The following is a 24,457-nucleotide window of genomic DNA, read 5'->3' on the forward strand; positions in this document are numbered from 1 at the left end:
AAGGGGGAGTCGGCGTGAAGTCACTACCAGTGCAAGGGGTGCGTGAGAACGTCGCCATCGGCGCCCGGCTGCGCAACGCCCGGCTGGCGCGCCGCTACACCCTCGAGCAGGCCGCGCAGCTCGCCGGCATGACGAAGGGGTTTCTCAGCCGCGTCGAACGCGACCTCACGTCGCCGTCCGTCGCCTCTCTCGTGACGCTGTGCCAGGTGCTGCAGATCGAGGTCGGCTCGCTCTTCGAGGCACCCCGCACGTCGCTCATCAAGCTTGCCGACGCGCCGGTCGTCGACATGGGCGGCACGGGCATCGACGAGCGCCTCGTCACGGGTCGTCAGGAACGTTCCGTGCAGATGCTGCGCGCCGTCATCCAACCCGGCGGGGCCGGTGAGGCCGAACCGTACGCCATCGACTGCGAGCTCGAGATCTGGCACGTCGTCTCCGGCGCGCTCGACGTGACGCTGCACGACGCCACGCACCGACTCGAGGCCGGCGACACCCTCACCTTCCCCGGCCGCGAACCACACACCTGGCGCAACGCCGCCGACGGCGAGAGCGTCGTCATCTTCACCCTCATCCCCGTCGCGCGTTGACGGGGCTCAGGGCACCTGCACGTGGTTGTCACCCTCGACGCACTGGCTGACGAGGGTGCCACCGACGGCTTCGAGGTAGCTGCGGATGCTGCGCGCGCTCGATATCAAGAGTGATCGCTCGCAAGGTTCACACCCGGGTTGAGGGTCCCATTCGGGTCGAAGACGCGCCGCAGTTCGCGCTGGATGCGCGTGTTCGTCTCGCCGAGCTCGACGGGCAGCATGCTCGCCTTGAGGCGCCCGATGCCGTGCTCACCGGTGATGGTGCCGCCGAGATCGAGGCCGAGCTGCATGATCTCCTCGAACGCGGCGTAAGCGCGACGCTTCTCGTCCACGGCCTCGGGAGTGTCGCCGGGGGAGTAGAGCACGGCGGGGTGCATGTTGCCGTCGCCGAGGTGGCCGGCCGTCGCGACGCGTACGCGGTGCTTCTTGCCGAGCGCCCGCACGCCGTCGACGAGTTCGCCGGTGCGTCGCAGAGGCACGCAGACGTCGTCGACGAGGTCGCGGCCCATCGCCTCGAACGCGTTGCCGACGAGGCGCCGCGCAGCGGTGAACTGCAGTGACTCCGCGACGGATTCGGCGACGAACACCTCCGCGCCGGCCTCCTCGGCGAGGCGCGAGAACGCCGCGAACTCGACGTCCTGACGTGTGGCGTCGTCACACCCGACGATGAGCATGCCGTCGACGGACTCGTCGAAGCCGAGATCGGCCATGCGCTGCACCGCGGCGAGCGTCGGGCCGTCCATGAACTCCAGCATCGACGGGCGCCCGCCGGCCTCGAGGTAGGTTGCCGCCACCTCGCACGCACGCGACGCCGAGTCGAACAGTGCGACGGCGACCAGTTCGTCGTCAGGCGCCGGGACGAGAGCGAGCGTCACCTCCGTGACGACACCGAGCGTGCCCTCCGACCCGACGATGAGGCCCGTGAGGTCGTACCCCGCGACGCCCTTCGCCGTCGGAGTGCCGGTGCGCATGACGCTGCCGTCGGCGAGCACGACCTCGAGCGCACGCACGAACTTCTTCGTCACCCCGTACTTGACGCAGCACAGGCCCCCGGCGTTCGTCGCGACGTTGCCGCCGATCGAGGAGATGCGCCACGAGCCCGGGTCCGGGGGATAGAACAGGCCCTGCTCACGCACAGCGTCCGACAGATCGCCGTTCAGCACACCCGGTTCGACGACGGCGATGCGCTCGGCAGGGTTGATGGTCTTGATCGCGTTCATACGGGAGACATCGAGCACGACGCACCCGTCGATCGCGTTCGCGCCACCCGACAGCCCGGTGCCCGCACCCCGCGTGATGACGGGCACGCCACGCTCGTTCGCCCACCGCAGCGTCGCGACGACGTCGTCACGGCACGTCGCGCGCACGAGCGCGATGGCCGCACCCACCTCTTCGACGGGGGAGCGGTCACGGCTCGCGGCGTCGACGACGTCGGGGTCGGTGACGAGCGTGCCGCTCAGCTGCGCGGCGAGGGCGTCGAGGTCGTCCGCTTTCGGGACGGCTGGTGCCGTGGCCGCGGAAGCCTCGTCGGGGGTGGGCTGCTCGCGCTGATCGGGGGTGCTCATGCGGTCTCCTCGTGAGGTGGGCGGTCTTCGGGGCGCGATGGGGCGCGTCGTGACTCAGCAGGGACGCCGATGCCGCCGTCCGCTCCAGCGTGCGAGCGGACGGCGGCATCGTCAAGCCGCGGCGGGCAAGTGCCTCAGCGTGCGGTCGGCGTGGCGTCGAGTTCGACGTCGGCGGGGCGGTGGACGCGGGCGTCCCACTCGGCGCGCACCGCGTCGTCCGTCTTTGGCGTCGCGAGGGAAGCGACGACGAACGTGACGAGCGAGGCGATGAGGCCGTAGTAGATCGGCTCATTGGCGAGGATGCGGCTCAGGGTGTCGCCGAGCTTGTTCGCCTGGTAGACCATCCCGGCCACGGTGACGAGCGTGCCGACGAGCATCGAGATCGCGGCGCCCGCGCCGTTGGCGCGTTTCCACACGAAACCGCCGAGGATGGCGACGAGCAGGCCGCCGACGAGGATGTCGTACGCCACCGTCAGCGACGCGACGACGAGGTCGCCGCCGTTGTCGAGGCGCGCCATGAGGATCGAGATGAGCACCGTCAGCACGCCGAGGCCGAGGACGAACGCGCGGTTCTCGCGGATGTTCTTCTCACTGTGCGGGTCGGACGCATCATCGTTCGCGGCGTGCGAGCCTGTGCTCTTCAGGGCGTCGTGGTCGCTGTAGGCGTCGACGGCGACGTCGTCGACGGCGCGGGCATGGCCCGTCAGGAACGGGACGACGTCGTTGCGGGCCACCGTCGCGCACGCGATGAGCGCGCCGGACGCCGTCGACATCATCGCCGCGACGGCGGCGGCGAGCACGAGACCGCCGATGCCGACGGGCAGGATCTTGTCGGCGACCTCGGCGTAGACGTCGTTCTTCGCCTTGATGCCGTCGCCGAGGACGGCGTGCGCGCCCATGCCGATGATCGCGCCGGCCGCGCCGTAGAGGATGCAGTAGACACCGGCCATGGTGCCGCCGAGACGCGCTACCTTCGGGGTGCGCGCGGTGAAGACGCGCTGCCAGATGTCCTGGCCGATGAGCATGCCGAACATGTAGACGACGAACCACGTGATGATCGTCTGCGTGTCGGCGCCGACCTTGCCGCCGGCGATGGCGAAGTAGTCGTCGCCCAGGCGCTCGCGGATGCCGGAGAAGCCGTCGGCCTTGACGAGCACGAACGGCAGCATGAGCGCAAAGATGCCGATCGTCTTGATGATGAACTGCACCTGGTCGGCCAGGGTGATCGACCACATGCCGCCGATGACGGAGTACACGAGCACGACGGCGCCGCCGATGGCGATGCAGATCCAGCTGTCGAGGCCCGTCAGCACGTGCAGGACGGTGGCGTACGCGCCGGTCGAGGTGACGACGAGGAACATCGTGTAGAGCATCATGACGATGCTGGACGCGCCCGCGGCGCTCTTGCTGCCGTAGCGCAGTTTCAGCATGTCGCTGACGGTGTAGACGCGCAGCTTCGAGATGGTGCCGGCGAACAGCAGCGACAGCAGGAGCACGCCGACGCCGATGGCGACGACGAGCCACATGCCCGACAACCCCATCTTGTAGCCGAGGCCGACCCCGCCGACCGTGGAGGCGCCACCGAGGACGACGGCCGCCATCGTGCCGGTGTAGAGGAAGGTGCCGAGGCGGCGGCCGGCGACGAGGTAGTCGCTGGAGTTCTGGGTGCGCGAGCGGCCCCAGAACCCGAAGCCGAGCATGGCGACGAGGTAGAGGACGACGATCACGAGGTTGAGGTCCACGAGGGCCTCCTTGGATCCGGGTGGCATGGCTCTGGCATGAGTCCACGGTGAACCGTATGAATATACGAGATCGACTCGTGACAAACGAGAGATTCGCATTGGTAAACACGTCCGTTAATCTGATCGTGACCTGATGAGTGGCCGTTCGACGGCTCGACGGGGTGCTCGCACCGGGCGTGCGCACGCCTCGTCGGAAGAGGAAGAGGACGAGATGGATCACCCCCGCATCGAGGCCGGCGGCAACGTCGGGCCCGTCAATGCCGCCCTCACGCCGCGGTACGCCGGCCTCGGCACGTTCGCGCGCCTGCCGCGCATCGAGGACGTCTCGAAGGCCGACGTCGCCGTCGTCGGCATGCCGTTCGACACCGGCGTCTCCTACCGCCCCGGTGCGCGTTTCGGCGCGACGCACGTGCGCGAGAGCTCGCGTCTGCTGCGCCCGTTCAACCCGGCGCAGTCCGTGTCGCCGTTCGCGCAGATGCAGATTGCCGATGCCGGTGACATCGCGCTCAACCCGTTCGACATCGAGTCGGCGCTGAAGGAAGCGGAGGAGGGTGCACGTCAGTTCGTCGACGAGGGCACCTCGCTCATCACGATCGGCGGCGACCACACCCTCGCCCTGCCGCTGCTGCGCGCGCACGCGAAGAAGCACGGCCCCGTCGCGCTGCTGCACTTCGACGCGCACCTCGACACGTGGGACACCTACTTCGGCGCCGAGTACACGCACGGGACGCCGTTCCGCCGGGCGTTCGAGGAGGGCCTCATCGACTCCTCCGGCGTCTGCCACGTCGGCACGCGCGGCCCGCTGTACGGCACGCAGGACCTCGAGGACGACGCGCGCTTCGGCTTCGGTGTCGTGACGAGCAACGACGTCATGCGCATGGGCGTCGACGAGGTCGTCGGGTTCCTGCGCGAGCGCGTCGGCGACCGTCCGCTGTACGTCTCGCTCGACATCGACGTGCTCGACCCCGCGCACGCGCCGGGCACCGGCACCCCCGAGCCGGGCGGTCTGACGTCGCGTGAGCTGCTCGAGATCCTGCGCGGCCTGCGCGGCACGAACCTCATCGGCGCCGACGTCGTCGAGGTCGCACCGCCCTACGACCACGCCGAGCTGACGGGCCTGGCCGCCGCCAACGTCGTCTACGAGTACATGTCGCTGCTCGCGCTCGGTGCGGACGCCGCGCCCGGCGGGCCCGCGTACGGCGAGTCCGGCACGGTGTACGGGGCCCAGCGGTGAGCGAGCAGATCCGTCACCCCGAGCCCGAAGCCGTCGCGCCGACGGGCGAGGGCGAGAAGATCCGCAACGGTGGCGACCTCGTCGTCGAGACGCTCGAAGCGCTCGGCACGACGACGGTGTTCGGCATTCCCGGTCAGCATGCGCTGGGCCTGTTCGACGCGCTGCGCCGCTCGGGGCTGCACTTCATGAGCTCGCGCGTCGAGAACAACGCAGCCTTCGCGGCCGACGGCTACTCGCGCGTCTCAGGCAAGCCGGCTGCGCTGTTCCTGTCGACCGGGCCGGGTGCCCTGACGGCGCTGCCCGGGCTGCAGGAGGCGTACGCGACGAGCGTGCCGATGGTCGTCGTCGCCTCGCAGGTGCCCGTCTCGGGCCTCGGCGGCGCGCGTCGCGGCATGCTGCACCAGCTCGACGAGCAGCGCCGCGCCGCCATCGACGTGACGAAGTCGCAGCGCACGGTGACGCACCACGCCGCCATCCCGACGGCCATCGAGTCGGCGTGGGTCGAGGCGATGACGTATCCGCGCGGGCCCGTGTGGGTCGAGGTGCCGCAGGACGTGCTGCTCGCGAAGACGGAGATCCCGCCGATCCGCACGGCCGTCTCGGCGCCGACGCCGGAGGGGCCGCGCCCCGAACTCGTCTGGGCTGCAGTGAAGTTGCTCGCGGGCGCGAAGCGCCCTGCCATCGTCGCCGGTGGTGGCGTGCGCCGCGCCGGCGCCGAGAGGGCGCTGCTCGCCCTGGCGGAGAAGCTCGACGCACCCGTCGTCTGCTCGCCGGGTGGCAACTCGGGTTTTCCGGTCGATCACCCGTTGTCGATGGGGTCGTGGGTCGAGGACCGCGCCGTCACCGACCTCCTCGCGGACGCCGACGTCCTGCTCGCGGTCGGCACCTCGCTCGGCGAGGTGACGTCGAACTACTTCACGCTGAAGCCCGCCGGCAAGCTCATCCACGTCGACGCCGAGCCGCGCGTGCTCGAGTCGAACCACCCCGCGCTCGGCATCGCGTGCGACGCGAAGGCGGCGCTCGATGCGTTCGTCGCGGCGTTCCCGGCAGAGGCGCCCGCGGGGCGCGCGTCGGGAGCCGAGCGTGCTGCCGAAGTGCGCAAGGCGATCGTCGCCCGGCTCGACGGTCAGGATCTCGCCCACGAGCGCGCGTTCATGGACGCCATCCGCGCCGGCATCCCCGACGAGGTGCCGACGTTCTGGGACATGACGATCGCCGCCTACTGGGCCTGGAACTGCTGGGACGGCCGCTCCGGCGGCTTCCACTCGGGTCAGGGCGCCGGCGGGCTCGGGTTCGCGTTCCCGGCCGCGCTCGGCGGCGCCGTCGCGCTCGCGGAGAAGCGCGGCGCGAAGCTGACGGACGTCGACGCGGCGTTCTCCGTCGGCGGGCACGAGCGCGTCGTCGCCGTCGCTGGTGACGGCTCGTCGATGTACTCGATCGCCGAACTCGCGACGGCCGTGCAACACGGCATCCCCGTCACGTGGCTCATCGTCGACGACGGCGGCTACGGCATCCTGCGCGAGTACATGGAGGCGACGTTCGGCCAGGCGACGCACACCGAACTGGCACGGCCGGACTTCGTCGCCTTGGCGGAGTCGTTCGGTGTCGAGGCTCAAGAGGTGGCTGTGGGTGACGAGGTCGGCTACGGCGAGTTGACGGACGCCCTGCGCGCGACGTTCGCCGCCGATGTCAACGGCCCGCGCGTCATCGTCGTCAAGACCCACCTCGAGATGTTCGCGATGAGCTGACCCCTCTGCGATTCCCGTTCACATCTGCGATTTTCGTTCACCTTCACGAAGGTGAACGAAAATCGCCGATGTGGACGTAGATCGCCGTTGGGTACGGGATGGCGAGGGTGACGGTCACGGCGGCTTCGCGGTGTGGCCGGGGACTCTCAGGACGTGTCGTCGCGCGGTGAGCCGTGGGGTGAGGTCGCCGACGGTTCCTTGTAGGCGTCGATGAACGTCGCGAACGAGCTGACGAGACGTTCGCGTTCGCCGGCGGGCAGAGCGGCGAGGGCGTCGTCGACGCGGTCGAGGTGACGTCCGACGCTGCGCTCGTAGAGCGCCGCGCCGTCGTCGCTCGCCTCGAAGAGCCAAGCGTGAGACCCGGATTCGCGGAATCGCCGGACGACGCCGGCCCGCACCGCAGCGTTGACCTGACGGTTCGCCGTCGACTGCTCGAGCTCAAGTTCGCACGCGATCTGCTTGAGCGTGCGCGGCGGGCCGTCGCCCGTCAGCAGCCACAGCAGGCGGCCCTCGGCGATGCGCAACTCGCTCGCCTGCTCCTCGGCGCGGCGCATGATGTCGAAGTGAGAGAGCAGGCGCGCCATGGTGCGGGCACAGTCGCCGTTGCCGTCGTCGGCGGCGGTGTCGATGTCGCTCGCCACGTCTGCCGCCATCCCGTCACCCCGCTTGTTGCTTCGTACAACTAAATGTAATCTCATCGGGTAGGTATGTAATTTACACAAACGGAGTGGTCACTTGTCCTCACCCACCGCGCCGACCGGGGCCGCCCCCGCGATGCGCTTCTCCCCGATGACGGTCGTCGCCGTCCTCTGCATCGGCAGCCTCAGCGGCGCGCTCATGCAGTCCCTCGTCATCCCGATCCAGCGCGAACTGCCGGAGCTGCTGCACACGTCCGCGAGCAACGCCTCCTGGGCGGTGACGGCGACGCTGCTCGCCGGCGCCGTGACGATGCCCGTCACCGGCCGCCTCGCCGACATGTACGGCAAGAAGCGAGTCCTGCTCGTATCGGCGACGCTGCTCGTCCTCGGTTCGGTCGTCGCGGCGCTGTCGAGCACCCTCGCGCCGTTCCTCGTCGGCCGCGCGCTGCAGGGCATGGCGATGGGCTACATCCCGGTCGCCATCAGTCTCGTGCGCGAGGTCGCTCCGCCCGCGCGTGCGACGGGCGCCGTCGCCGCCGTCAGCGCGACGCTCGGTGTCGGTGGTGCGCTTGGTCTGCCGCTCGCAGCGTGGATCGCGCAGGACTACTCGTGGCACGACCTGTTCTGGCTGTCCGCGGTGCTCGCCGCCGTCGTCGTCGTGCTGACGGCGTTCGTCGTGCCGCACATCCACGACGAGCACCCGGCGCACATCGACCCTGTCGGCATCATCGGTCTCGCCGTGGGTCTGGTCTCGGCGCTCGTCGGTGTCTCGAAGGGCTCCGAATGGGGGTGGGGCAGTGGGCGCACGATCGGCAGCATCGTCGCCGGTGTCATCGTGCTGCTCGTCTGGGGCGCGTACGAGCTGCGTCACCACGATCCGCTCGTCGACCTGCGCACCATGGCGCGCCGCCCGGTGTTGTTCACGAACCTCGCGGCCGTGCTCGTCGGATTCGGCATGATGGCGCAGTCCATCATCGTGCCGCAGCTGCTCGAGATGCCCGAGGCCACCGGGTACGGTCTCGGCCAGTCGATCCTGCACGCCGGGCTGTGGATGGCTCCCGCGGGCCTCATGATGATGGCGTTCGCGCCCGTCTCGAGCGCGCTCATCACGCACCGCGGTGCGCGGGTGACGCTCGCCACCGGTGCGCTCGTCATCAGCATCGGCTACGTCATCGCGCTGTTCCTCATGAACGCGCCGTGGCAGCTCATGGTCGCCTCGTGCGTCGCGTCGGCGGGTGTCGGCATCGGTTACGCCGCCATGCCGACGCTCATCCTCGACAACGTGCCGATGCACGAGGCCGGCGCCAGCGTCGGCGTCAACGGCCTCATGCGTTCGGTCGGCACGACCGTCGCCGGCGCCGTCATGGCCGCCGTGCTGACGAGCCGCACGACCGTCCTCGCGCCGGGGACGCCCGCCATCCCGACGGAGGGCGCGTTCAAGGTGTGCTTCATCATCGGGGCCTGCGCCGCCGTCGCGGGCGCCGCCATCGCGATGCTCGTCCCGCGACGTGTGCGCCCCGACGCCGAGGCCCAGCCGGCCGGCGTCGACCTCGCACCGGAGGGCGCCGTCGTCGCGGGCTGAACCCGTCGCTCACGGTGAGCTCGAACGTCGCCCGCGAAGGCGTCAGATCTGACGCGTTCGCGGGCGACGTTCGTCATGAATGGCTGACGTCGGATGCAGTACCCCGATGGCGCGACATGTCGCGCAAGTGGGGATGCTGTGACGCAAGAACGCCCCACTCGTGCGACGTGACGCACGAGTGGGGCGTTCTCAGGCCCCGAGGGTCAGGTGGGCGTACTTCGTCAGCCCGCGATCACTTCGGCGGTCCGACGCGCGCCCGAAGGGGCCGGGGCACATCCTCGCTTCGCTGCGGTGCACCCCGCCCCTTCGAGCTTCGTCAGCCCGCGATGCGGATCATCCGCTTGTTGCAGAACTCGTCGAACCCGTACGTGCCGAGCTCGCGCCCGAAACCGGAACGCTTGACGCCACCGAACGGCAGCTCCGACGAAGAACCGGGGGCCTCGTTGATCGACACCATGCCCGACTCGAGCCGATCGGCCACGCGCAGCGCGGCGTCGACGTCAGCCGAGTGCACCGACGCGCCGAGACCGAACAGCGTGTCGTTCGCGATGCGCACGGCCTCGTCCTCGTCGGCCGCCTTGTACATGACGGCGACGGGGCCGAAGATCTCCTCGCTCCACGCGCGCATCTGCGGCGTGACGCCGGCGAGCACCGTCGGCGTGACGTACGCGCCCGGACCGTCAGGACGCTTGCCACCGACGACCACCTCGGCGCCCGCGTCGACGGCGTCGTCGATCTGCGCCTGGATACCCTTCGCGGCGGCCTCCGTGACGAGCGGGCCGATGTTCGTCGACTCGTCGTGCGGGTCGCCCATCTTCAACCCGGCGACGGCCTCGGCGAACTTCGGCACGAACTTGTCGTACGTCTCGTCGCCGATGAGGATGAACCGCTTGGCGGCGTTGCACGCCTGGCCCGAGTTCTCGAAGCGGCCGGGGATGCCGTCCTCGACAGCCTTGTCGATGTCGGCGTCCGGCAGCACGATGAACGGGTCGCTGCCGCCGAGCTCGAGCACGGCCTTCTTCAGGTTGCGCCCTGCACGCTCACCGACGGCCGAACCGGCGCGCTCCGAACCCGTCAGCGACACGCCCTGCACGCGCGGGTCGTCGATGAGCATCGCGATCTGCTCGTTCGTCGCGTACAGGTTCTGGTAGACATCCTTCGGCACCCCGGCGGCGTGGTAGATCTCCTCGATCACCTTCGCCGAACGCGGGCACTGCGGCGCGTGCTTGAGCAGGATGACGTTGCCGAGCAGCAGGTTCGGCGCCGCGAAACGCGCGACCTGGTAGTACGGGTAGTTCCACGGCATGACGCCGACGATGACGCCGACGGGCTCCTTGCGCATGTACGCCCGCCCGTCACGCTCACCGAGGTCAAGTTCCTCGTCCTCGAGCACCTCCGGCGCGTGCTTCGCGTTGTACGCGTGGATGTCGCCCGAGAGCCACACCTCACCTGTCGCGTCGCCGTGGGGCTTGCCCATCTCGTCTCCGATGATGCGCGCCAGTTCCTCCTGACGCGAGTCGTACTCGGCCGCGACGCGCTCGATGATCGCGATCTTCTCCTCGAGCGGCACCTTGCGCCACCGCTCGCGGGCGGCGTAGGCGCGCTCGAGGGCGGCCATCACCTCGTCGTCGGTCGCGGTGGGGAAGGTCTCCTCGACCTCGCCCGTCGCCGGGTTCGTCACCGTGTAGATGGCTTCACTCATCACATGTCCCTTCGTCGCAGGCGCTCAGAGCGCCATGCCCACGTACTTGGTCTCGAGGTACTCGTCGATGCCCTGGAAGCCGCCCTCGCGGCCGAATCCGGAGGCCTTGACCCCGCCGAACGGCGCGGCCGGGTTCGAGATGACGCCGACGTTGACGCCGACCATGCCGTACTCGAGCTTCTCGGCGACCCGCAGCGCCCGCGAGTAGTCCTTCGAGAAGAAGTACGCGGCGAGGCCGTACTCCGTCGAGTTCGCGCGGGCGATGACGTCGTCCTCGTCGGCGAACGTCTGGATCACGGCGACCGGGCCGAAGATCTCCTCGCGCACGATGTCGTCGTCACCGGTCACGTTCGTCAGGACGGTGGGGGCGACGAAGTTGCCCTCGCTCGGCACCTGCTCGTCGCCGCACACCTTCGTGGCGCCCGCGGCGACGGCACCGTCGATGAGTCGCTTGACGTTCTTCACGGCCTTGCCGGTGATGAGCGGGCCGACGGTGACGCCCTCGTCCATGCCGTTGCCGACCGTCATCGCCTTCATCTTCGCGGCGAACTTCTCGCCGAACTCCGCGGCGACCGACTCGTGCACATACAGACGGTTCGCGGCCGTGCAGGCCTCACCGATGTTGCGCATCTTCGCCGCCATCGCGCCCTCGACGGCGGCGTCGACGTCAGCGTCCTCGAAGACGACGAAGGGCGCGTTGCCACCGAGTTCCATCGACACGCGCAGCAACTGCTCGGCCGACTGCTCGACGAGCTTGCGGCCGACAGCCGTCGAGCCGGTGAACGTCAGCTTGCGAGCTCGCGGGTCGCGAATGAGCGGCTCCATGACGCCGCCCGAATCGCTCGTCGTGACGACGTTGACGACGCCCTTCGGCACGCCGACCTCCTCGAGAAGCGCGACGAGGGCGAGCATCGTCAGCGGCGTCTCGGCGGCGGGCTTGATGACCATCGTGCAACCGGCCGCGAGCGCCGGACCGATCTTGCGCGTGCCCATGGCGAGCGGGAAGTTCCACGGCGTGATCATGAGGCACGGGCCGACGGGCTGCTTCATCGTCAGCAGGCGCGATCCGCCCGCGGGGGCGGGCAGGTACGAGCCGTTGATGCGCACGGCCTCCTCCGCGAACCAGCGGAAGTACTCGGCGCCATAGGCGACCTCTCCCTTGGCCTCGGCGAAGGGCTTGCCCATCTCGAGGGTCATGAGCGCCGCGAAGTCGTCGGTACGCTCGATGAGCAGCTCGAACGCCTTGCGCAGCAGTTCGGAACGCTCACGCGGCGTCGTGGCCGCCCAGCTCGCCTGCGCGGCGTGCGCGGCGGCGAGGGCTGCGTCGCCGTCAGCGGGAGAGGCGTCGGCGACGCGCGCGAGGACCTCGCCGGTCGCGGGGTTCGTCACCTCGAGCGTCTTGCCGCCCTCGGCGTCGCGCCATGCGCCGTCGACGAACAGCTGCTTCGGCACGTCGTTGATCAGAGCCTTCGAGTCCATGTGTCTTTCCTATCCCAGATTCGTGGTGTACCGGCGGGTACGGCGGGTGCAGCTGTGGAAACGGCTGTGCCGGATCGCCCGGGGCGGGGCGATCCGACACAGCCTGTGGATGGTCGTGCTCGCTCAGGCGCTCAGGCAGTCGCGGAGTCGAACGCTTCGGCGATGATGTCGAGGCCCTCGCGCAGCAGGTCGTCACCGATGACGAGCGGCGGCAGGAAGCGCAGGACGTTGCCGTACGTGCCGGCCGTCAGCGTGACGACGCCCTGAGCGTTCGCGGCGGCCGCGATCTTCTTCGTCAGGTCGGCGTCGGGCTCCTTCGTGCCGGCCTTGACGATCTCGACGGCCATCATGCCGCCGCGTCCGCGGATGTCGCCGACGACGTCGTGCGTGTCGGCGATCTGGCCGAGGCGCTCGCGGAAGATCGCCTCGATCTCCTTGGCGCGCGCAGGCAGGTTCTCCGACTCCATCGTCTCGATGGCGCCGAGGGCGCCCGCGCAGGCGACGGGGTTGCCGCCGTAGGTGCCGCCGAGGCCGCCTGCGTGGACGGCGTCCATGATCTCGGCGCGGCCCGTCACGGCCGCGAGCGGCAGGCCGCCCGCGATGCCCTTGGCGGTCGTGATGAGGTCGGGCACGACGCCCTCGGCGTCGCACGCGAACCAGTCGCCGGTGCGGCAGAAACCGCTCTGCACCTCGTCGGCGATGAAGACGATGCCGTTCTCGCGGCACCAGTCGGCGACCTTCTTCAACCAGCCGGTGGGCGGCACGATGAACCCGCCCTCACCCTGGATGGGCTCGATGATGACGGCAGCGACGTTCTGCTCGCCGATCTGCGCGTGCACAGCGCTCGTGAACGCCTCGAAGGCGTCGTCAGTGATCGTGTCGGGGTTGCCGACCCAGCGGTACGGGTACGCCATCGGCATGCGGTAGACGTCGCCCGCGAACGGACCGAAGCCCTGCTTGTACGGCATGTTCTTGGCCGTGAGCGCCATCGTCAGGTTCGTGCGGCCGTGGTAGGCGTGGTCGAACGCGACGACGGCCTGACGGCCCGTGTGGACGCGCGCGATCTTGACGGCGTTCTCGACGGCCTCGGCGCCCGAGTTGAACAGCGCCGAACGCTTCTCGTGGTCACCGGGCGTCAGCTCGTTGAGCTTCTCGCAGACGGCCGTGTACTCCTCGTACGGCGTCACCATGAAGCAGGTGTGCGTGAAGTCGTCGAGCTGGTTCTTGGCCTTCTCGACGACCTTCGGCGCCGAGTTGCCGACGCTCGTCACGGCGATGCCGGAGCCGAAGTCGATGAGCTGGTTGCCGTCGACGTCGACGAGGACGCCACCGCCCGCACGCTCGACGTAGACCGGCAGGCCGATGCCGACGCCCGCGGAGACCGCGCCCTTCGTCCGCTGGTGCAGTTCCTGGCTCTTCGGGCCGGGGATGGCGGTGACGAGCTTGCGCTCCTGGGGGACGGACGTCATGGCCGTGTCCTTTCGTCGTGCGGGATCGAACCGAGGTGCGAGTGACCAGGCTCGATCAGTGTTCTCCCTCACTCTGAGGCCTGGCGCCTATGCTGTCCAATATCAATTTTCGATGATTGGTATGCATGTTAGGAATAGGCCGCTGATGGGCTCTGGCCAGTCGCCGAGGGCGGTGAAAGTGACCGTAGATCGCTGATGTGGACGTAGATCGCAGAAGGGGACGGCATGGAGTTGAGGGCGGTCGAGTGCTTCGTCGCCGTGGCCGACGCCGGGACGGTGACGGCCGGCGCGGCGCGACTCGGCGTGGGGCAACCCGCCGTCACGCGTCAGATCCAGCAGTTGGAGCGGCAGCTGCGCATCCGCCTGTTCGATCGTGAGGACGGGCGGCTGCGCCTCACCTCCGCCGGCATCGACGTGCTGCCCGTCGCGCGTCGACTGCTGCGCCAGGCCGACGCCGTGAGTGACGCGGCCCGCGGCGTCGCAGCCGGCCGTCTGCAGCGGGTTCGTCTCGTCAGCCCCGGCACGACCCGCGACGACGTCCTCGCCCCCTGGCTCGCGACGTGGTCCGCCGACGCGCCGCTGCCGAGCATCGCCGAGGCGTCCGTCGACGGCGTCTACGACACGTTGCGCCGCGGAGCCGACCTCGCCGTGGCCCCGCTCGCACCACCCCCGGCGTTGGCCAGCCGCGTCGTCGCGCGCCTGCCGCTGTGGGCGTGCGTCGCGCCGACCCATCCGTGGGCGCAGCGTGACGGCGTCGACCTCGACGAGCTCGCGGGTGCTGACCTGCTCCTGCTCGAACGCAGCTTCTCGGCGCGCCGCGTGCTCGACGCAGCCCTCGACGCAGAGCAGCTCGGCGTCGAACCCCGCGCGGAGTTCGCCTCACCCGTCGTCGCCCAGGCCGTCGCGGCCAGCGGGCGCGGCGTCTGCGTCCTCACCGACGACCCCCGCTTCGGCCTCGTGCCCCTCACGATCCGCGACGCTGATGGCGACGCTCTCGGCATCCGCCTCCACGCCGCGTGGGATCGTCGCCATCACGCCGCTGTCGCGCTCGAGCGGCTCGCACAGGATCTGGCACGGTTCACGCGACGGAGGTATGCCTGACGAGTCGTGTCGCGGTCAGTCCTTCGAAGCCCTCTGCACGAGGCTGATGTAGACGGGCATCGCTGCAAGGGTGGGGTGGACGCCGTCGATGAAGTACTCGGGGTGGTCCTTGGAGGCGCCGTACCAGTCGACGAGGTGCACCCACGGCCGGCCCTTCGCCGCCTCGCGGATCGCATGCAGCGCCTGCTTCTGGGTGCCCAGCGTGGTCTTCGGCAGCACGAGCACGACGCGTTCGTCCTTCAGCGCATCGAGGGTTTTCTCGAGCATCTCCTGCGGTACGACACCGTTGTCGCCGGTGTGGAGCAGGACGACGTCGCTCCTGATCGTCACCGCCTTCGCAGCCGCCATGACCTGCTCGAGCACCGCGTTCGCCTGCTGGCTCTTCGCGGCGTGGTTGTCGACCGTGCGGTAGGCGTGCGGGAGCTGGTTGCGTGCGACGGACGCGGGCACCGAGTCGCCCCAGACGCTGATGCTCAGCTGCTTCGTGGCGTGGATGTCGAGCCCGGCCGCGGGGGTGTTGCTCGACGACGGGCTCGCCGAGGTCGACGGCGCCCCGGGGCGCCCCGGCGTCGTCGGAGCGGACGGCGCCGGGGTGGGCGTGGCGTCGATCCCGGGTACGTGTGCCGTCGTCTCGGTCGACCCCTGACGGTGAGCGACGAGCTGTGTTGCCGTGACGACGAGCGCCGCCGCGAGTGCGAGACTCGCGACCATGGCGCCGACACGGCGGTCGACGACAGCACCCCGCGCGCGACGCAGGCAGGCGCGCACCCCGGCGCGACGCACGGGCATCTCGACGTAGCGGTAGCTCAGTTCGGCGAGCACGAACGTCGCGACGCTCACCCCGATCGCGGGCAGCAGCCACGACGACGCCATTGCGTCGGTGACGAACGGCAGCGTCACGAGCGGCCAGTGCCACAGGTACAGCCCGTACGAGCGGTCGCCGACGTAGCGCAGCGGGCGCCACGACAACGCGCGGGCGAGCGGCCCGTCATGGACGACGATCCACACGAGAGCCGCCACGACGAGCGAGAAGACGAGGAACCCGCCCCAGCGGTAGAAACCCATCGAGAGGAAGTCGAGCTGCGTCATCACGGCGACGACGGCGACGAGCGCCGCGACGCCGGCGGCCGTCATGCGGGTCGTCGCCGGGGCGAACGTGAGGCGCGAGCGGAACCCCCGCCCGTCGAGCAGCAGTGCGAGGGCGGCGCCGACGAGCAGACCCATGACGTGCGTGTCCGTGCCGAAGTAGACGCGCGTGGGGTCGTCGGCCCAGCGGCCGGTCGAGGCGAAGGCGCCGACACTCATCGCGATGCTCGAGGCGAGCGCCCCGCCGATCGTCACGGCGAGCAGGACGTGGCGCCGCGTTCGTGTGGCGCGAACGGCGACGAGCACCCCCGCCACGAGGAGCGGCCACAGCAGGTAGAACTGCTCCTCGATCGCGAGTGACCAGAGGTGTTCGAGGAACCACCACGAACCGAAGTCGCCGTACTGCCGCCCGCCGTACACGTACCACCAGTTCGACGTGTACGTCAGCGCCGCCGCCGAATCGCGCAGTTGCTGCGCGAGGCCGGACGGATGGAAACACGCCGTGACGAGCGTCGTCACGCCGAGCAGGAGCAGTGCGGCGGGCGCGAGGCGTCGCACGCGAGCGGCCCAGAACGCCTTCAGATCGATGCCGCGCAGCGGCCAGCGCGACCACAACTGGCTCGTGATGAGGTAGCCCGACAGGACGAAGAAGATGTCGACACCCAGAAACCCGCCGCTGAAACCGGGCACCCGGAAGTGGAACGCCATGACGGCCAGCACCGCGAGCGCGCGCACGCCGTCGAGGGCAGGCAGCCGGCCGCGCCGCGCCTGCGTCGCGACGGGTGGCGGCGCGGAGTCGAAGGCCAGTGGCGCGGCGTCGGAGGACGACGGGGCGCTCGTGTCGGTCGGCGTGGTGGGGTCTGCCGTGGCGTCCATCGCGTCGGTGTCCACTGACGGCGCGTTGCTCGCCGCGGATTCGCGAGCCGGCGGGGCCAACCGTTCCGCGTGGTGGGGTGCCTGACGCGGGGGTGTCGCGAGCATGTCCGTGGGGCGTCTCCGGGGCCGAGAGCTCGCCTCGCGGGCCGCTCGGTTCGTGCGGTCGACTGACTTCCCGACGGTCGTGCGCCAGGCCGCCGCCGTCGCCGGCGTCTCGACGACGTCCCTCGACGGCTCGACGCGCAACGTGTCCGCGTCGTTCTTGACGCGCGCGCTCGGGGACGCTTCCCGAGATGCGGGAGAGGACGTTGCGGGAGCGTTCGCTGATCGCGGCGGGGACGTCAGCGGGTCGGCGCTGAACAGCCAGGCGGGCAGGTCATCGCTCGATGAGGGCACGCCGCCATGACCTGCGTTGCGGTCGCGACTGCCTGCCGCGCTCCCGCTCCGGCCTGCAGTCGCGGCGCCGTCGCGACGAGCCGTGCCGCGACCGCGAGGCGTGCGTGGCCCGTCGTGGTCCGTGCCCACGATTGTTCCCCCTGGCGTTCGTTCCTCCCTGACCTTTGATGGTATGACCTGACCGCCCCGATGGACGTGGCGACGCGGCCACGATGACGTAGCTCACGAACGGGCCGCCGGGGCGTCGGCGACGACGGTGCCCCGACGATTAGCGCCGACGCGCCGCGGCATGTAAGGTTTGGTGTCGCTGCCGATCGCATCGGTGGCGCATGACGAAAGTCGCGGGGTGTGGCGCAGCTTGGTAGCGCGCGTCGTTCGGGACGACGAGGTCGCAGGTTCAAATCCTGTCACCCCGACCAGCGTCAGCAAGGCCCTCATCGGTTCGCCGATGGGGGCCTTCGCCGTACCCGTCCGAATGCGGGCCCAGCCGTGTGCGTCGTGGCCGCAGTGCGCAGTTGCCCGATCCCGAGGAGACGCGAGCGCGCTCGAAACCGCCGCCGAGGCGAGTTCACCGCCCTCCCAGCCGACGCGCGCACAATGCCCGCTGTGAACGAACTGCATGCCTCGTCATGGCTGACCGACTGGCGACCGGGCTCATGGGGCACCCTCCTCGTCGCAGTCGTGACGATCGGCTACGTCGCCCCCTGGATCCGCGCACGCCGTCGCGGACGAGCTGACGTCTCGTGGCTCGCGTGGTTCCTGACGTTCGGAGCCGGCGCCCTCGCCTACACGCTGTGCGGGCCTGTCGAGGTGTGGTCGACGCGCCTCATGTGGGTGTTCGCGCTGCAGGTCGCGCTGCTCGTCGCCGTCATCCCGACCGGCTTCGCGCTCGCGCGCCCCGTCGACGTCATCGAGGGCGCGACGGGGTCGACGGCGCTGCGCCGAGTGCTCGGCGGGCACCTCGGACGGGCGCTCATGTACCCGTTCGTCAGCTCGATCCTCGCGATGGTGAGCGTCATCGTCGTCTTCTTCACGCCCTACGGGCAGGCCGCGCTCGACTCCACGCCGATGCGCATCGTGCTCACCGTGCACCTTCTCGTCGTCGGCGTCACCGTCGTGCTGCCCCTGCTCGCCGGCGATCTGCTGCCCGCGTGGGCCGGGCCCGGCGTGCGCGTCCTGCTCGCCTGCGTCGACGGCCTGTTCGACGCGATCCCCGGCATCCTCGTCATGACGCACCACGATCTGCTCATGCCGCACTTCCCCGGCTCCGCCGCGTCCGCCGCCACCTACCGCGGCGACATGTCCACCTCACTCGATCAGAAGTTCGCCGGGGGAGCGCTGCTCGCCGTCGCCGAGAGTGTCGGGCTGCCCCTGCTCGCAGCCGTCTTCATCGAATGGATGCGCGCCGATCGCGCGAGCGCCCTCCGCGCCGACGCCGAACTCGACGCCCAGTACGGCGACGGCCCCGGCAGGACGACGCCGTGGTGGATCACCGCGGCACCCGCCACGTCCGAGGGCAGCGCCGACGCGACCCTCACCGCCTCCGAGGGCGACGCCGACGCCGCGTCCGATCGGACGTCGACGCCCTCCACGTGACGCACACCACGATTCGGAGCGTTCTCCCAGCGGGGCTCACGGGCAATTCCCCAGATGAGTCCTCACCCTTCCTCCATGGGGTTGAACGGGACGTGGCTGCCGATCGTGCTCGGCTGCGCCGCGGCACTCGTTCTCGTCGTCATCGTCCGGGGAGGCTCGTGGGGGGCGCAAGCCGTGGATGCAGGCGCTGTCGCGCCTCGGCCTGACGGCACTGTTCACCACGCTCGCGCTCGTCGGTGCCCTGTCAACAACGAGTAGGCGTTCTACACGAGTTGGGGTGACCTGCTCGGCGACTCGCCTGCGGACACGCCGCGTCACTACGGCGCGCCCACGCCGGCGCCCGCCCTGGATCAGCAGGCCCCTCCGCGAGCGCCACCCCGACGGCGCCGACGACGCCGCACGCCCTGCCCGCGCTGCCGCAGCCGGGTCAGCGCCTGCAGAAGTGCGAGATCCCGGGCCCGAAGAACGCCGACGGGCGCCCCACCGCGTCGCGCAAGGTGTACGTCCAGCTGCCGGTGGGGTACGACCAACACTCCGCGACGCGTCACCCCGTCATCGTCGCGATGCACGGATTGCCGGGCAGCCCAGAGACGTACAGCAAGCTCGACCACCTCTACACGCGTCGACAGGGCTGTCAGCGACCGCCGCATCGCCGCGCCCATCGTCGTCGTGCCGCAACTCAACCGCACCCTCGACGACGACACGGAGTGCATCGACGACCCGCACGGCCTGCAGACCGAGACGTGGCTCGCCTCCACGCTGCCGACGTGGGTGAAACACACCTTCGCCGTCGCGCCCGGGCGCGGGTCGTGGGCGACGTGGGGGTACTCCCTCGGCGGATGGTGCGCCTCGATGCTGACGATGAAGCACCCCGCGACGTTCGGCGCCGCCGTCGCCTACCAGGGCTACTTCCGTCCGCAGTTCGACGGCCACCCGCCGTTTCCCCCAACTCGCCGCAGGCGCGCAGCTACGACCTCATCGCCCTGGAGAAAGCCAACCCGGTGCCCGTGTCGCTGTGGCTGTTCGCCTCCGACGCCGACAAGGTGAGCTACCCCTCCGTCAAGGAGTTCCTCACCGTGGTGAAGCGGCCCACCGACGTCACGGCGCGCATCGCGCAGGGCGGCGGCCACCGCCTGTCGGTGTGGACGCGCAAGATCCCGCGCTCGTTCGACTGGCTCGTCGAGGTGCAGCCCGGTTTCGCACCGCGCCCCTGAACGCCGGGGCAGCGACGCAGGGGAAGAGCCTGACGTAAAGAACGCGTCAAGACGCGACAAGGCGACCTCAAGACGAGCGGTGCGCCGCCGGGGCGGTTGCACGCTCGATCCATGATCGAAATCGTCATCGCGGGCATCATCGCCCTCGCACTGCTGGGGTACCTGCTGTACGCCCTCATCCGGCCCGAGAAGTTCTGAGGGCCGCGCACATGAACGTCACTCTTCAGGCGATCTGCATGATCGCCACCATCGCGCTGCTGCTGGCGTTCGTCCACGTGCCGCTCGGCACCTGGATGTACCGCTGCTTCACGGATGAGAATGACTGGGCGCCGGAGCGCCTCATCTACCGGGCCGTCGGCGTCGACCCGCGCGTCGAGCAGGGCTGGCGCACGTACGCCGTCGCCAGCGTCATGTTCGGCGTCGCGTCCGTCGTGCTGCTGTTCGCGCTCATCATGGCGCAGGGCGTCCTGCCCTGGGGCCTGGGGCGCAGCCAGGACTGGCACACGGCCTTCAACACGGCCGTGTCGTTCACGACGAACACGAACTGGCAGAGCTACGGCGGTGAGTCGGGCGCCGGGTACACCGTCCAGATGGCCGGCCTGAACGTGCAGAACTTCGTCTCCGCCGCGACGGGCATGGCCGTCGCCGTCGCCCTGTGCCGCGCGATCGCGCGCAGCAACGCCGCGACGATCGGCAACTTCTGGGTCGACCTCGTGCGCAGCTGCACCCGCATCCTGCTGCCCATCGCGTTCGTCGGCGCGCTCGTGCTCGTCGCGGGCGGCGTCATCCAGAACCTCAGCAGCCCGCACGACGTGACGACGCTCGTCGGCGGCAGCCAGACGATCCAGGGCGGCCCCGTCGCCTCCCAGGAGGTCATCAAGCTGCTCGGCACGAACGGTGGCGGTTTCTTCAACGCGAACTCGGCGCACCCGTTCGAGAACCCGAACGCGTGGACGAACCTGTTCGAGATCCTCCTCGTGCTCGCGATCCCCTTCTCGTTGCCGTGGATGTACGGCCTCATGGTCGGCGACCGCCGTCAGGGCGCGGTGTTCACGACGGCCATGGGCGCCCTGTTCACCCTGAGCGCCGGCCTCGGCATCTGGGCCGAGTCCAGCGGTGCGCTCGGCTCTATGGAAGGCAAGGAGCAACGCTTCGGCATCGTCGGATCGGTGCTGTTCGGCACCGCGACGACGGGCACCTCGACCGGTGGCGTCAACATGATGCACGACTCGATGAGCCCCCTCGGCGGCGGCCTCATGATGCTCAACATGATGCTCGGTGAGGTCTCGCCCGGCGGCGTCGGCACCGGCCTGTACAACATCATCATCTTCGCGCTGCTCACCGTCTTCATCGCCGGCCTCATGGTCGGACGCACGCCCGAACTGCTCGGCAAGGCCATCGGCCGACGCGAGATCACGTACTCGGCGCTCGCCGTCGTCGTCATGCCCGCGCTCGTGCTGATGTTCACCGCCGCCGGTGTCGTGCTGCCGGTCGCGAAGGACGCCCTGCTCAACCACGGCCCGCACGGCCTGAGCGAGATGATGTACGCCTACACGTCGGCGTCGAACAACAACGGTTCCGCCTTCGCGGGCCTGGCGGCCGACCAGCCGTACCTCAACCTCACGCTCGCGGCGTGCATGTTCCTCGGACGCTTCCTGCCCATCGTGCTCGTGCTCGCCGTCGCCGGCGCGCTCGTCTCGCAGCAGCGGCGCCCCGCCACGGCCGGCACGATGCCGACCCGCGGGCCCGTCTTCACCAGTCTGCTCGTCGGCATCATCGTCATCGTCGCCGGGCTGACCTTCTTCCCCTCACTCGCTCTCGGCCCGATCGCGGAGGCCCTCTCGTGAACGCATCACTCGCCCTTACGGCCCTCGAATCGGCGCCGGACGCCCTGCGCAAGCTCGACCCGCGCCACCTCGTGCGCACCCCCGTCATCTTCGTCGTCTGGGTGGGCTCGGTGCTCACGACGGTGCTGTCGATCATCCACCCGTCGGTGTTCTCGATCTCCGTCACGATCTGGTTGTGGCTGACGATCCTGTTCGCCAACCTCGCCGAGGCCATCGCTGAAGGGCGCGGCAAGGCGCAGGCCGACACCCTGCGTCAGACCCGCGTCGACTCCATCGCCCGCCGCCTCATGCCGCACGGCGGCGAGGAGCGCGTGCCCGGCACCGAACTGCGCGTCGGCGACCGCGTCGTCGTCGAGGCCGGCGAGGTCATCCCCGGTGACGGCGACGTCGTCGACGGTGTCGCGACGGTCGACGAGTCGGCCATCACCGGTGAGTCGGCGCCCGTCATCCGCGAATCGGGTGGCGATCGCTGCGCCGTCACCGGCGGTACGACGGTGCTGTCGGACCGCATCGTCGTCGAGATCACGAGCAAGCCCGGTGAGACGTTCATCGACCGCATGATCGCGCTCGTCGAGGGCGCCGAACGGCAGAAGACGCCGAACGAGATCGCCCTCGGCATCCTGCTGACGACGCTGACAATCATCTTCGTCCTCGCCGTCATGGCGATCTGGCCCATGGCGAGCTACTCGGGCCACGACATGTCGCTCGTCGTCCTCGTCGCGCTGCTCGTCTGCCTCATCCCGACGACGATCGGGGCCCTGCTGTCCGCCATCGGCATCGCCGGCATGGACCGCCTCGTGCAGCACAACGTGCTCGCGATGTCGGGGCGCGCCGTCGAGGCCGCCGGTGACGTCTCGACGCTGCTGCTCGACAAGACCGGCACGATCACCTACGGCAACCGCCGCGCCGGTGACGTCGTCCCCGTCGAGGGTATCTCGCGCGAGGATCTCGTGCGCGCCGCCTGCCTGTCGTCGCTCGCCGACGAGACGCCCGAGGGTCGCTCGATCGTCGAATACGCTGCGGCAGAAGGGTTCACGGCGACCGAGATCCCCGACGTCGTCACCGTTCCGTTCACCGCGCAGACGCGCATGTCCGGCATCGACCTGCCCGACGGCAGCGCCATCCGCAAGGGCGCCGGCTCCGCCGTCGCCGCGTGGGTGCACGAGCTCGGCGGCCACATGGCGCACGACATCGACGCACGCGTCGAGGCGATCAGCCAGGCCGGCGGCACGCCCCTCGTCGTCGCCGAGCGTGACGCCGGCGGCACCGCCCGCATGCTCGGCGTCATCCACCTCAAGGACGTCGTCAAGCCCGGCATGGCCGAGCGTTTCGCGCAGATGCGCGAGATGGGCATCCGCACCGTCATGATCACGGGCGACAACCCGCTGACGGCCGCCGCGATCGCGAAGGAGGCCGGGGTCGACGACTTCCTCGCCGAGGCGACGCCCGAGGACAAGATGCGCCTCATCAAGGCCGAGCAGGAAGGCGGACGTCTCGTCGCCATGACCGGCGACGGCACGAACGACGCGCCCGCCCTCGCGCAGGCCGACGTCGGCGTCGCGATGAACACGGGCACGTCGGCGGCGAAGGAGGCCGGCAACATGGTCGACCTCGACTCCGACCCGACGAAGCTCATCGACGTCGTCGCCATCGGCAAGCAGCTGCTCATCACCCGCGGAGCGCTGACGACGTTCTCGATCGCCAACGACGTCGCGAAGTACTTCGCGATCATCCCCGCGATGTTCGTCGTCATCTTCCCGGGCCTGAGCAAGCTCAACATCATGCACCTGCACAGCCCCGAGTCGGCGATGCTGTCGGCGGTCATCTTCAACGCCCTCGTCATCGTCGCGCTCATCCCGCTCTCGCTCAAGGGCGTGGCGTACCGATCGCTCGGTGCCGCCGCGATGCTGCGCCGCAACCTGCTCGTCTACGGCGTCGGCGGCGTCATCGCACCCTTCGTGGGCATCAAGCTCATCGACCTCGTCCTGTCCGTCATCCCGGGAGTGAAGTGACATGTTCGTTCTTCGTCAGAGTTGGGCCGCGCTGCGTGCGCTCCTCGTCCTCACCGTCGTCCTCGGTATCGCCTACCCGCTGCTCGTCACGGGCGTGGCGCGGGCCATGCCGGCCCGGGCGGACGGCTCGATCGTCCGCGCCGAGGGTCGCGAGGTGGGCTCCAGCCTCATCGGCCAGCCCACGAGCGACGCGAAGTGGTTCGCGGCGCGCCCGTCCGCCGTCGACGCCCCCGGCGCCGAGAGCGGCGGCTCGAACCTCGGCCAGAACGCCGACGAGCAGAAGAAGGCGATCGCCGAGCGTCGCGCGGCGCTGACGAAGGCCAACCCGAACGCGACGGGCCCGATCCCGGACGACGCGCTCACCGCGAGCGGCAGCGGCGTCGACCCGGACATCAGCGTCGCCTACGCCCGCTGGCAGGCACCGCGGATCGCCGCGGCCCGCGGGATGAGCGTCGCCGACGTCGAGAAGATCATCGACGCCCGCATCGAGAAGCCTGCCCTGGGCTACCTCGGCGGCGAACGGGTCAACGTGCTCGACCTCAACGTCGCACTCGCGCAACGCGCCGCTCGCTGAGCGGGCGGA

Annotated in this window: 20 protein-coding genes and 1 tRNA gene; 14 read left to right on the forward strand and 7 right to left on the reverse strand. The window is 70.0% G+C overall.

All coding sequences use genetic code 11. The features are described from left to right. Positions 1 to 14: 14 nt before the first annotated feature. Positions 15 to 587, forward strand: coding sequence for a helix-turn-helix domain-containing protein (locus ABH936_RS08875; RefSeq protein ID WP_040015099.1), 573 nt, complete (start codon positions 15 to 17; stop codon positions 585 to 587). 104 nt (positions 588 to 691) lie between these two features. On the opposite strand, the gene ABH936_RS08880 is transcribed toward ABH936_RS08875, so the two are convergent. Both ABH936_RS08880 and ABH936_RS08885 read right to left on the reverse strand, forming a co-directional pair. After that, positions 692 to 2,152 (reverse strand): FAD-binding oxidoreductase, encoded by a 1,461-nt coding sequence (locus ABH936_RS08880; RefSeq protein ID WP_404603052.1) that lies wholly within the window; start codon positions 2,150 to 2,152, stop codon positions 692 to 694. A 134-nt stretch (positions 2,153 to 2,286) separates the two neighbouring features. After that, a complete protein-coding gene (locus tag ABH936_RS08885) occupies positions 2,287 to 3,852 on the reverse strand; it encodes a sodium:solute symporter (protein WP_404603103.1) in 1,566 nt (521 codons plus the stop codon). Between the two features lie 253 nt (positions 3,853 to 4,105). On the opposite strand from ABH936_RS08885, the gene speB reads away from it, so the two are divergent. Then, the gene (gene speB / locus ABH936_RS08890; RefSeq protein WP_006947199.1) at positions 4,106 to 5,128 is read left to right on the forward strand and encodes an agmatinase; all 1,023 of its coding nucleotides are present in this window, start codon (positions 4,106 to 4,108) and stop codon (positions 5,126 to 5,128) included. Next, positions 5,125 to 6,876 carry a thiamine pyrophosphate-binding protein gene (locus tag ABH936_RS08895; RefSeq protein ID WP_082740595.1) on the forward strand — a complete coding sequence of 584 codons (1,752 nt, stop codon included), beginning with the start codon at positions 5,125 to 5,127 and terminating at the stop codon, positions 6,874 to 6,876. The genes speB and ABH936_RS08895 overlap by 4 nt, the downstream gene beginning before the upstream one ends. Positions 6,877 to 7,022: 146 nt before the next feature. Here ABH936_RS08895 and ABH936_RS08900 read toward each other — a convergent pair whose 3' ends face one another. After that, positions 7,023 to 7,517: a MarR family winged helix-turn-helix transcriptional regulator gene (locus ABH936_RS08900; RefSeq protein WP_404603053.1), complete on the reverse strand. Its 495-nt coding sequence runs from the start codon at positions 7,515 to 7,517 to the stop codon at positions 7,023 to 7,025. A 94-nt stretch (positions 7,518 to 7,611) separates the two neighbouring features. Here ABH936_RS08900 and ABH936_RS08905 point away from each other — a divergent pair, with 94 nt between their 5' ends. Further along, positions 7,612 to 9,096 carry an MFS transporter gene (locus tag ABH936_RS08905; protein ID WP_231729417.1) on the forward strand — a complete coding sequence of 495 codons (1,485 nt, stop codon included), beginning with the start codon at positions 7,612 to 7,614 and terminating at the stop codon, positions 9,094 to 9,096. 316 nt (positions 9,097 to 9,412) lie between these two features. Here the strand turns inward: ABH936_RS08905 and ABH936_RS08910 are convergent, their stop codons facing one another. The 3 genes from ABH936_RS08910 to gabT form a co-directional block, all read right to left on the reverse strand. Next, a complete protein-coding gene (locus ABH936_RS08910) occupies positions 9,413 to 10,798 on the reverse strand; it encodes an NAD-dependent succinate-semialdehyde dehydrogenase (protein ID WP_144694320.1) in 1,386 nt (461 codons plus the stop codon). 24 nt (positions 10,799 to 10,822) lie between these two features. Then, positions 10,823 to 12,277, reverse strand: coding sequence for an NAD-dependent succinate-semialdehyde dehydrogenase (locus tag ABH936_RS08915; RefSeq protein WP_404603054.1), 1,455 nt, complete (start codon positions 12,275 to 12,277; stop codon positions 10,823 to 10,825). Between the two features lie 131 nt (positions 12,278 to 12,408). Then, entirely contained in the window at positions 12,409 to 13,746 is a 1,338-nt protein-coding gene (gabT, locus tag ABH936_RS08920; protein ID WP_404603055.1) for a 4-aminobutyrate--2-oxoglutarate transaminase, read from the reverse strand. A 225-nt stretch (positions 13,747 to 13,971) separates the two neighbouring features. Between gabT and ABH936_RS08925 the strand changes: the two genes are divergently transcribed. Next, positions 13,972 to 14,847 (forward strand): LysR family transcriptional regulator, encoded by an 876-nt coding sequence (locus ABH936_RS08925; RefSeq protein WP_404603056.1) that lies wholly within the window; start codon positions 13,972 to 13,974, stop codon positions 14,845 to 14,847. A gap of 15 nt (positions 14,848 to 14,862) precedes the next feature. Here the strand turns inward: ABH936_RS08925 and ABH936_RS08930 are convergent, their stop codons facing one another. Next, positions 14,863 to 16,824, reverse strand: a complete 1,962-nt coding sequence (locus ABH936_RS08930; RefSeq protein WP_404603057.1) for an acyltransferase family protein — start codon at positions 16,822 to 16,824, stop codon at positions 14,863 to 14,865. 142 nt (positions 16,825 to 16,966) lie between these two features. On the opposite strand from ABH936_RS08930, the gene ABH936_RS08935 reads away from it, so the two are divergent. From ABH936_RS08935 to kdpC, 9 genes are all read left to right on the forward strand, one after another. Continuing rightward, positions 16,967 to 17,215: a hypothetical protein gene (locus tag ABH936_RS08935; protein ID WP_404603058.1), complete on the forward strand. Its 249-nt coding sequence runs from the start codon at positions 16,967 to 16,969 to the stop codon at positions 17,213 to 17,215. Positions 17,216 to 17,547: 332 nt separating this feature from the next. Next, positions 17,548 to 17,624, forward strand: a tRNA-Pro gene (locus ABH936_RS08940). Between the two features lie 178 nt (positions 17,625 to 17,802). Continuing rightward, the gene (locus tag ABH936_RS08945; protein ID WP_144694308.1) at positions 17,803 to 18,801 is read left to right on the forward strand and encodes a cytochrome c oxidase assembly protein; all 999 of its coding nucleotides are present in this window, start codon (positions 17,803 to 17,805) and stop codon (positions 18,799 to 18,801) included. A gap of 669 nt (positions 18,802 to 19,470) precedes the next feature. Beyond that, on the forward strand, positions 19,471 to 19,848 hold the full coding sequence (locus ABH936_RS08950; RefSeq protein WP_006943979.1) for an alpha/beta hydrolase-fold protein: 378 nt from the start codon (positions 19,471 to 19,473) through the stop codon (positions 19,846 to 19,848). After that, complete coding sequence (locus ABH936_RS08955; RefSeq protein WP_062256086.1) at positions 19,809 to 20,015, forward strand: hypothetical protein; 207 nt, start codon at positions 19,809 to 19,811, stop codon at positions 20,013 to 20,015. Before ABH936_RS08950 ends, ABH936_RS08955 begins: the two co-directional genes overlap by 40 nt. A gap of 111 nt (positions 20,016 to 20,126) precedes the next feature. Continuing rightward, the gene (gene kdpF / locus ABH936_RS08960) at positions 20,127 to 20,213 is read left to right on the forward strand and encodes a K(+)-transporting ATPase subunit F (protein ID WP_006943951.1); all 87 of its coding nucleotides are present in this window, start codon (positions 20,127 to 20,129) and stop codon (positions 20,211 to 20,213) included. A gap of 11 nt (positions 20,214 to 20,224) precedes the next feature. Next, complete coding sequence (gene kdpA / locus ABH936_RS08965) at positions 20,225 to 21,862, forward strand: potassium-transporting ATPase subunit KdpA (RefSeq protein WP_006943959.1); 1,638 nt, start codon at positions 20,225 to 20,227, stop codon at positions 21,860 to 21,862. After that, positions 21,859 to 23,874 carry a potassium-transporting ATPase subunit KdpB gene (gene kdpB / locus ABH936_RS08970; protein WP_144707622.1) on the forward strand — a complete coding sequence of 672 codons (2,016 nt, stop codon included), beginning with the start codon at positions 21,859 to 21,861 and terminating at the stop codon, positions 23,872 to 23,874. Before kdpA ends, kdpB begins: the two co-directional genes overlap by 4 nt. A 1-nt stretch (position 23,875) precedes the next feature. Then, positions 23,876 to 24,448, forward strand: a complete 573-nt coding sequence (gene kdpC, locus ABH936_RS08975; RefSeq protein WP_144707621.1) for a potassium-transporting ATPase subunit KdpC — start codon at positions 23,876 to 23,878, stop codon at positions 24,446 to 24,448. Positions 24,449 to 24,457 lie beyond the last annotated feature (9 nt).

The sequence above is a fragment of the Dermacoccus sp. GAS27A genome (assembly GCF_044909235.1).
Classification (GTDB): Bacteria; Actinomycetota; Actinomycetes; order Actinomycetales; family Dermatophilaceae; genus Dermacoccus; species Dermacoccus nishinomiyaensis.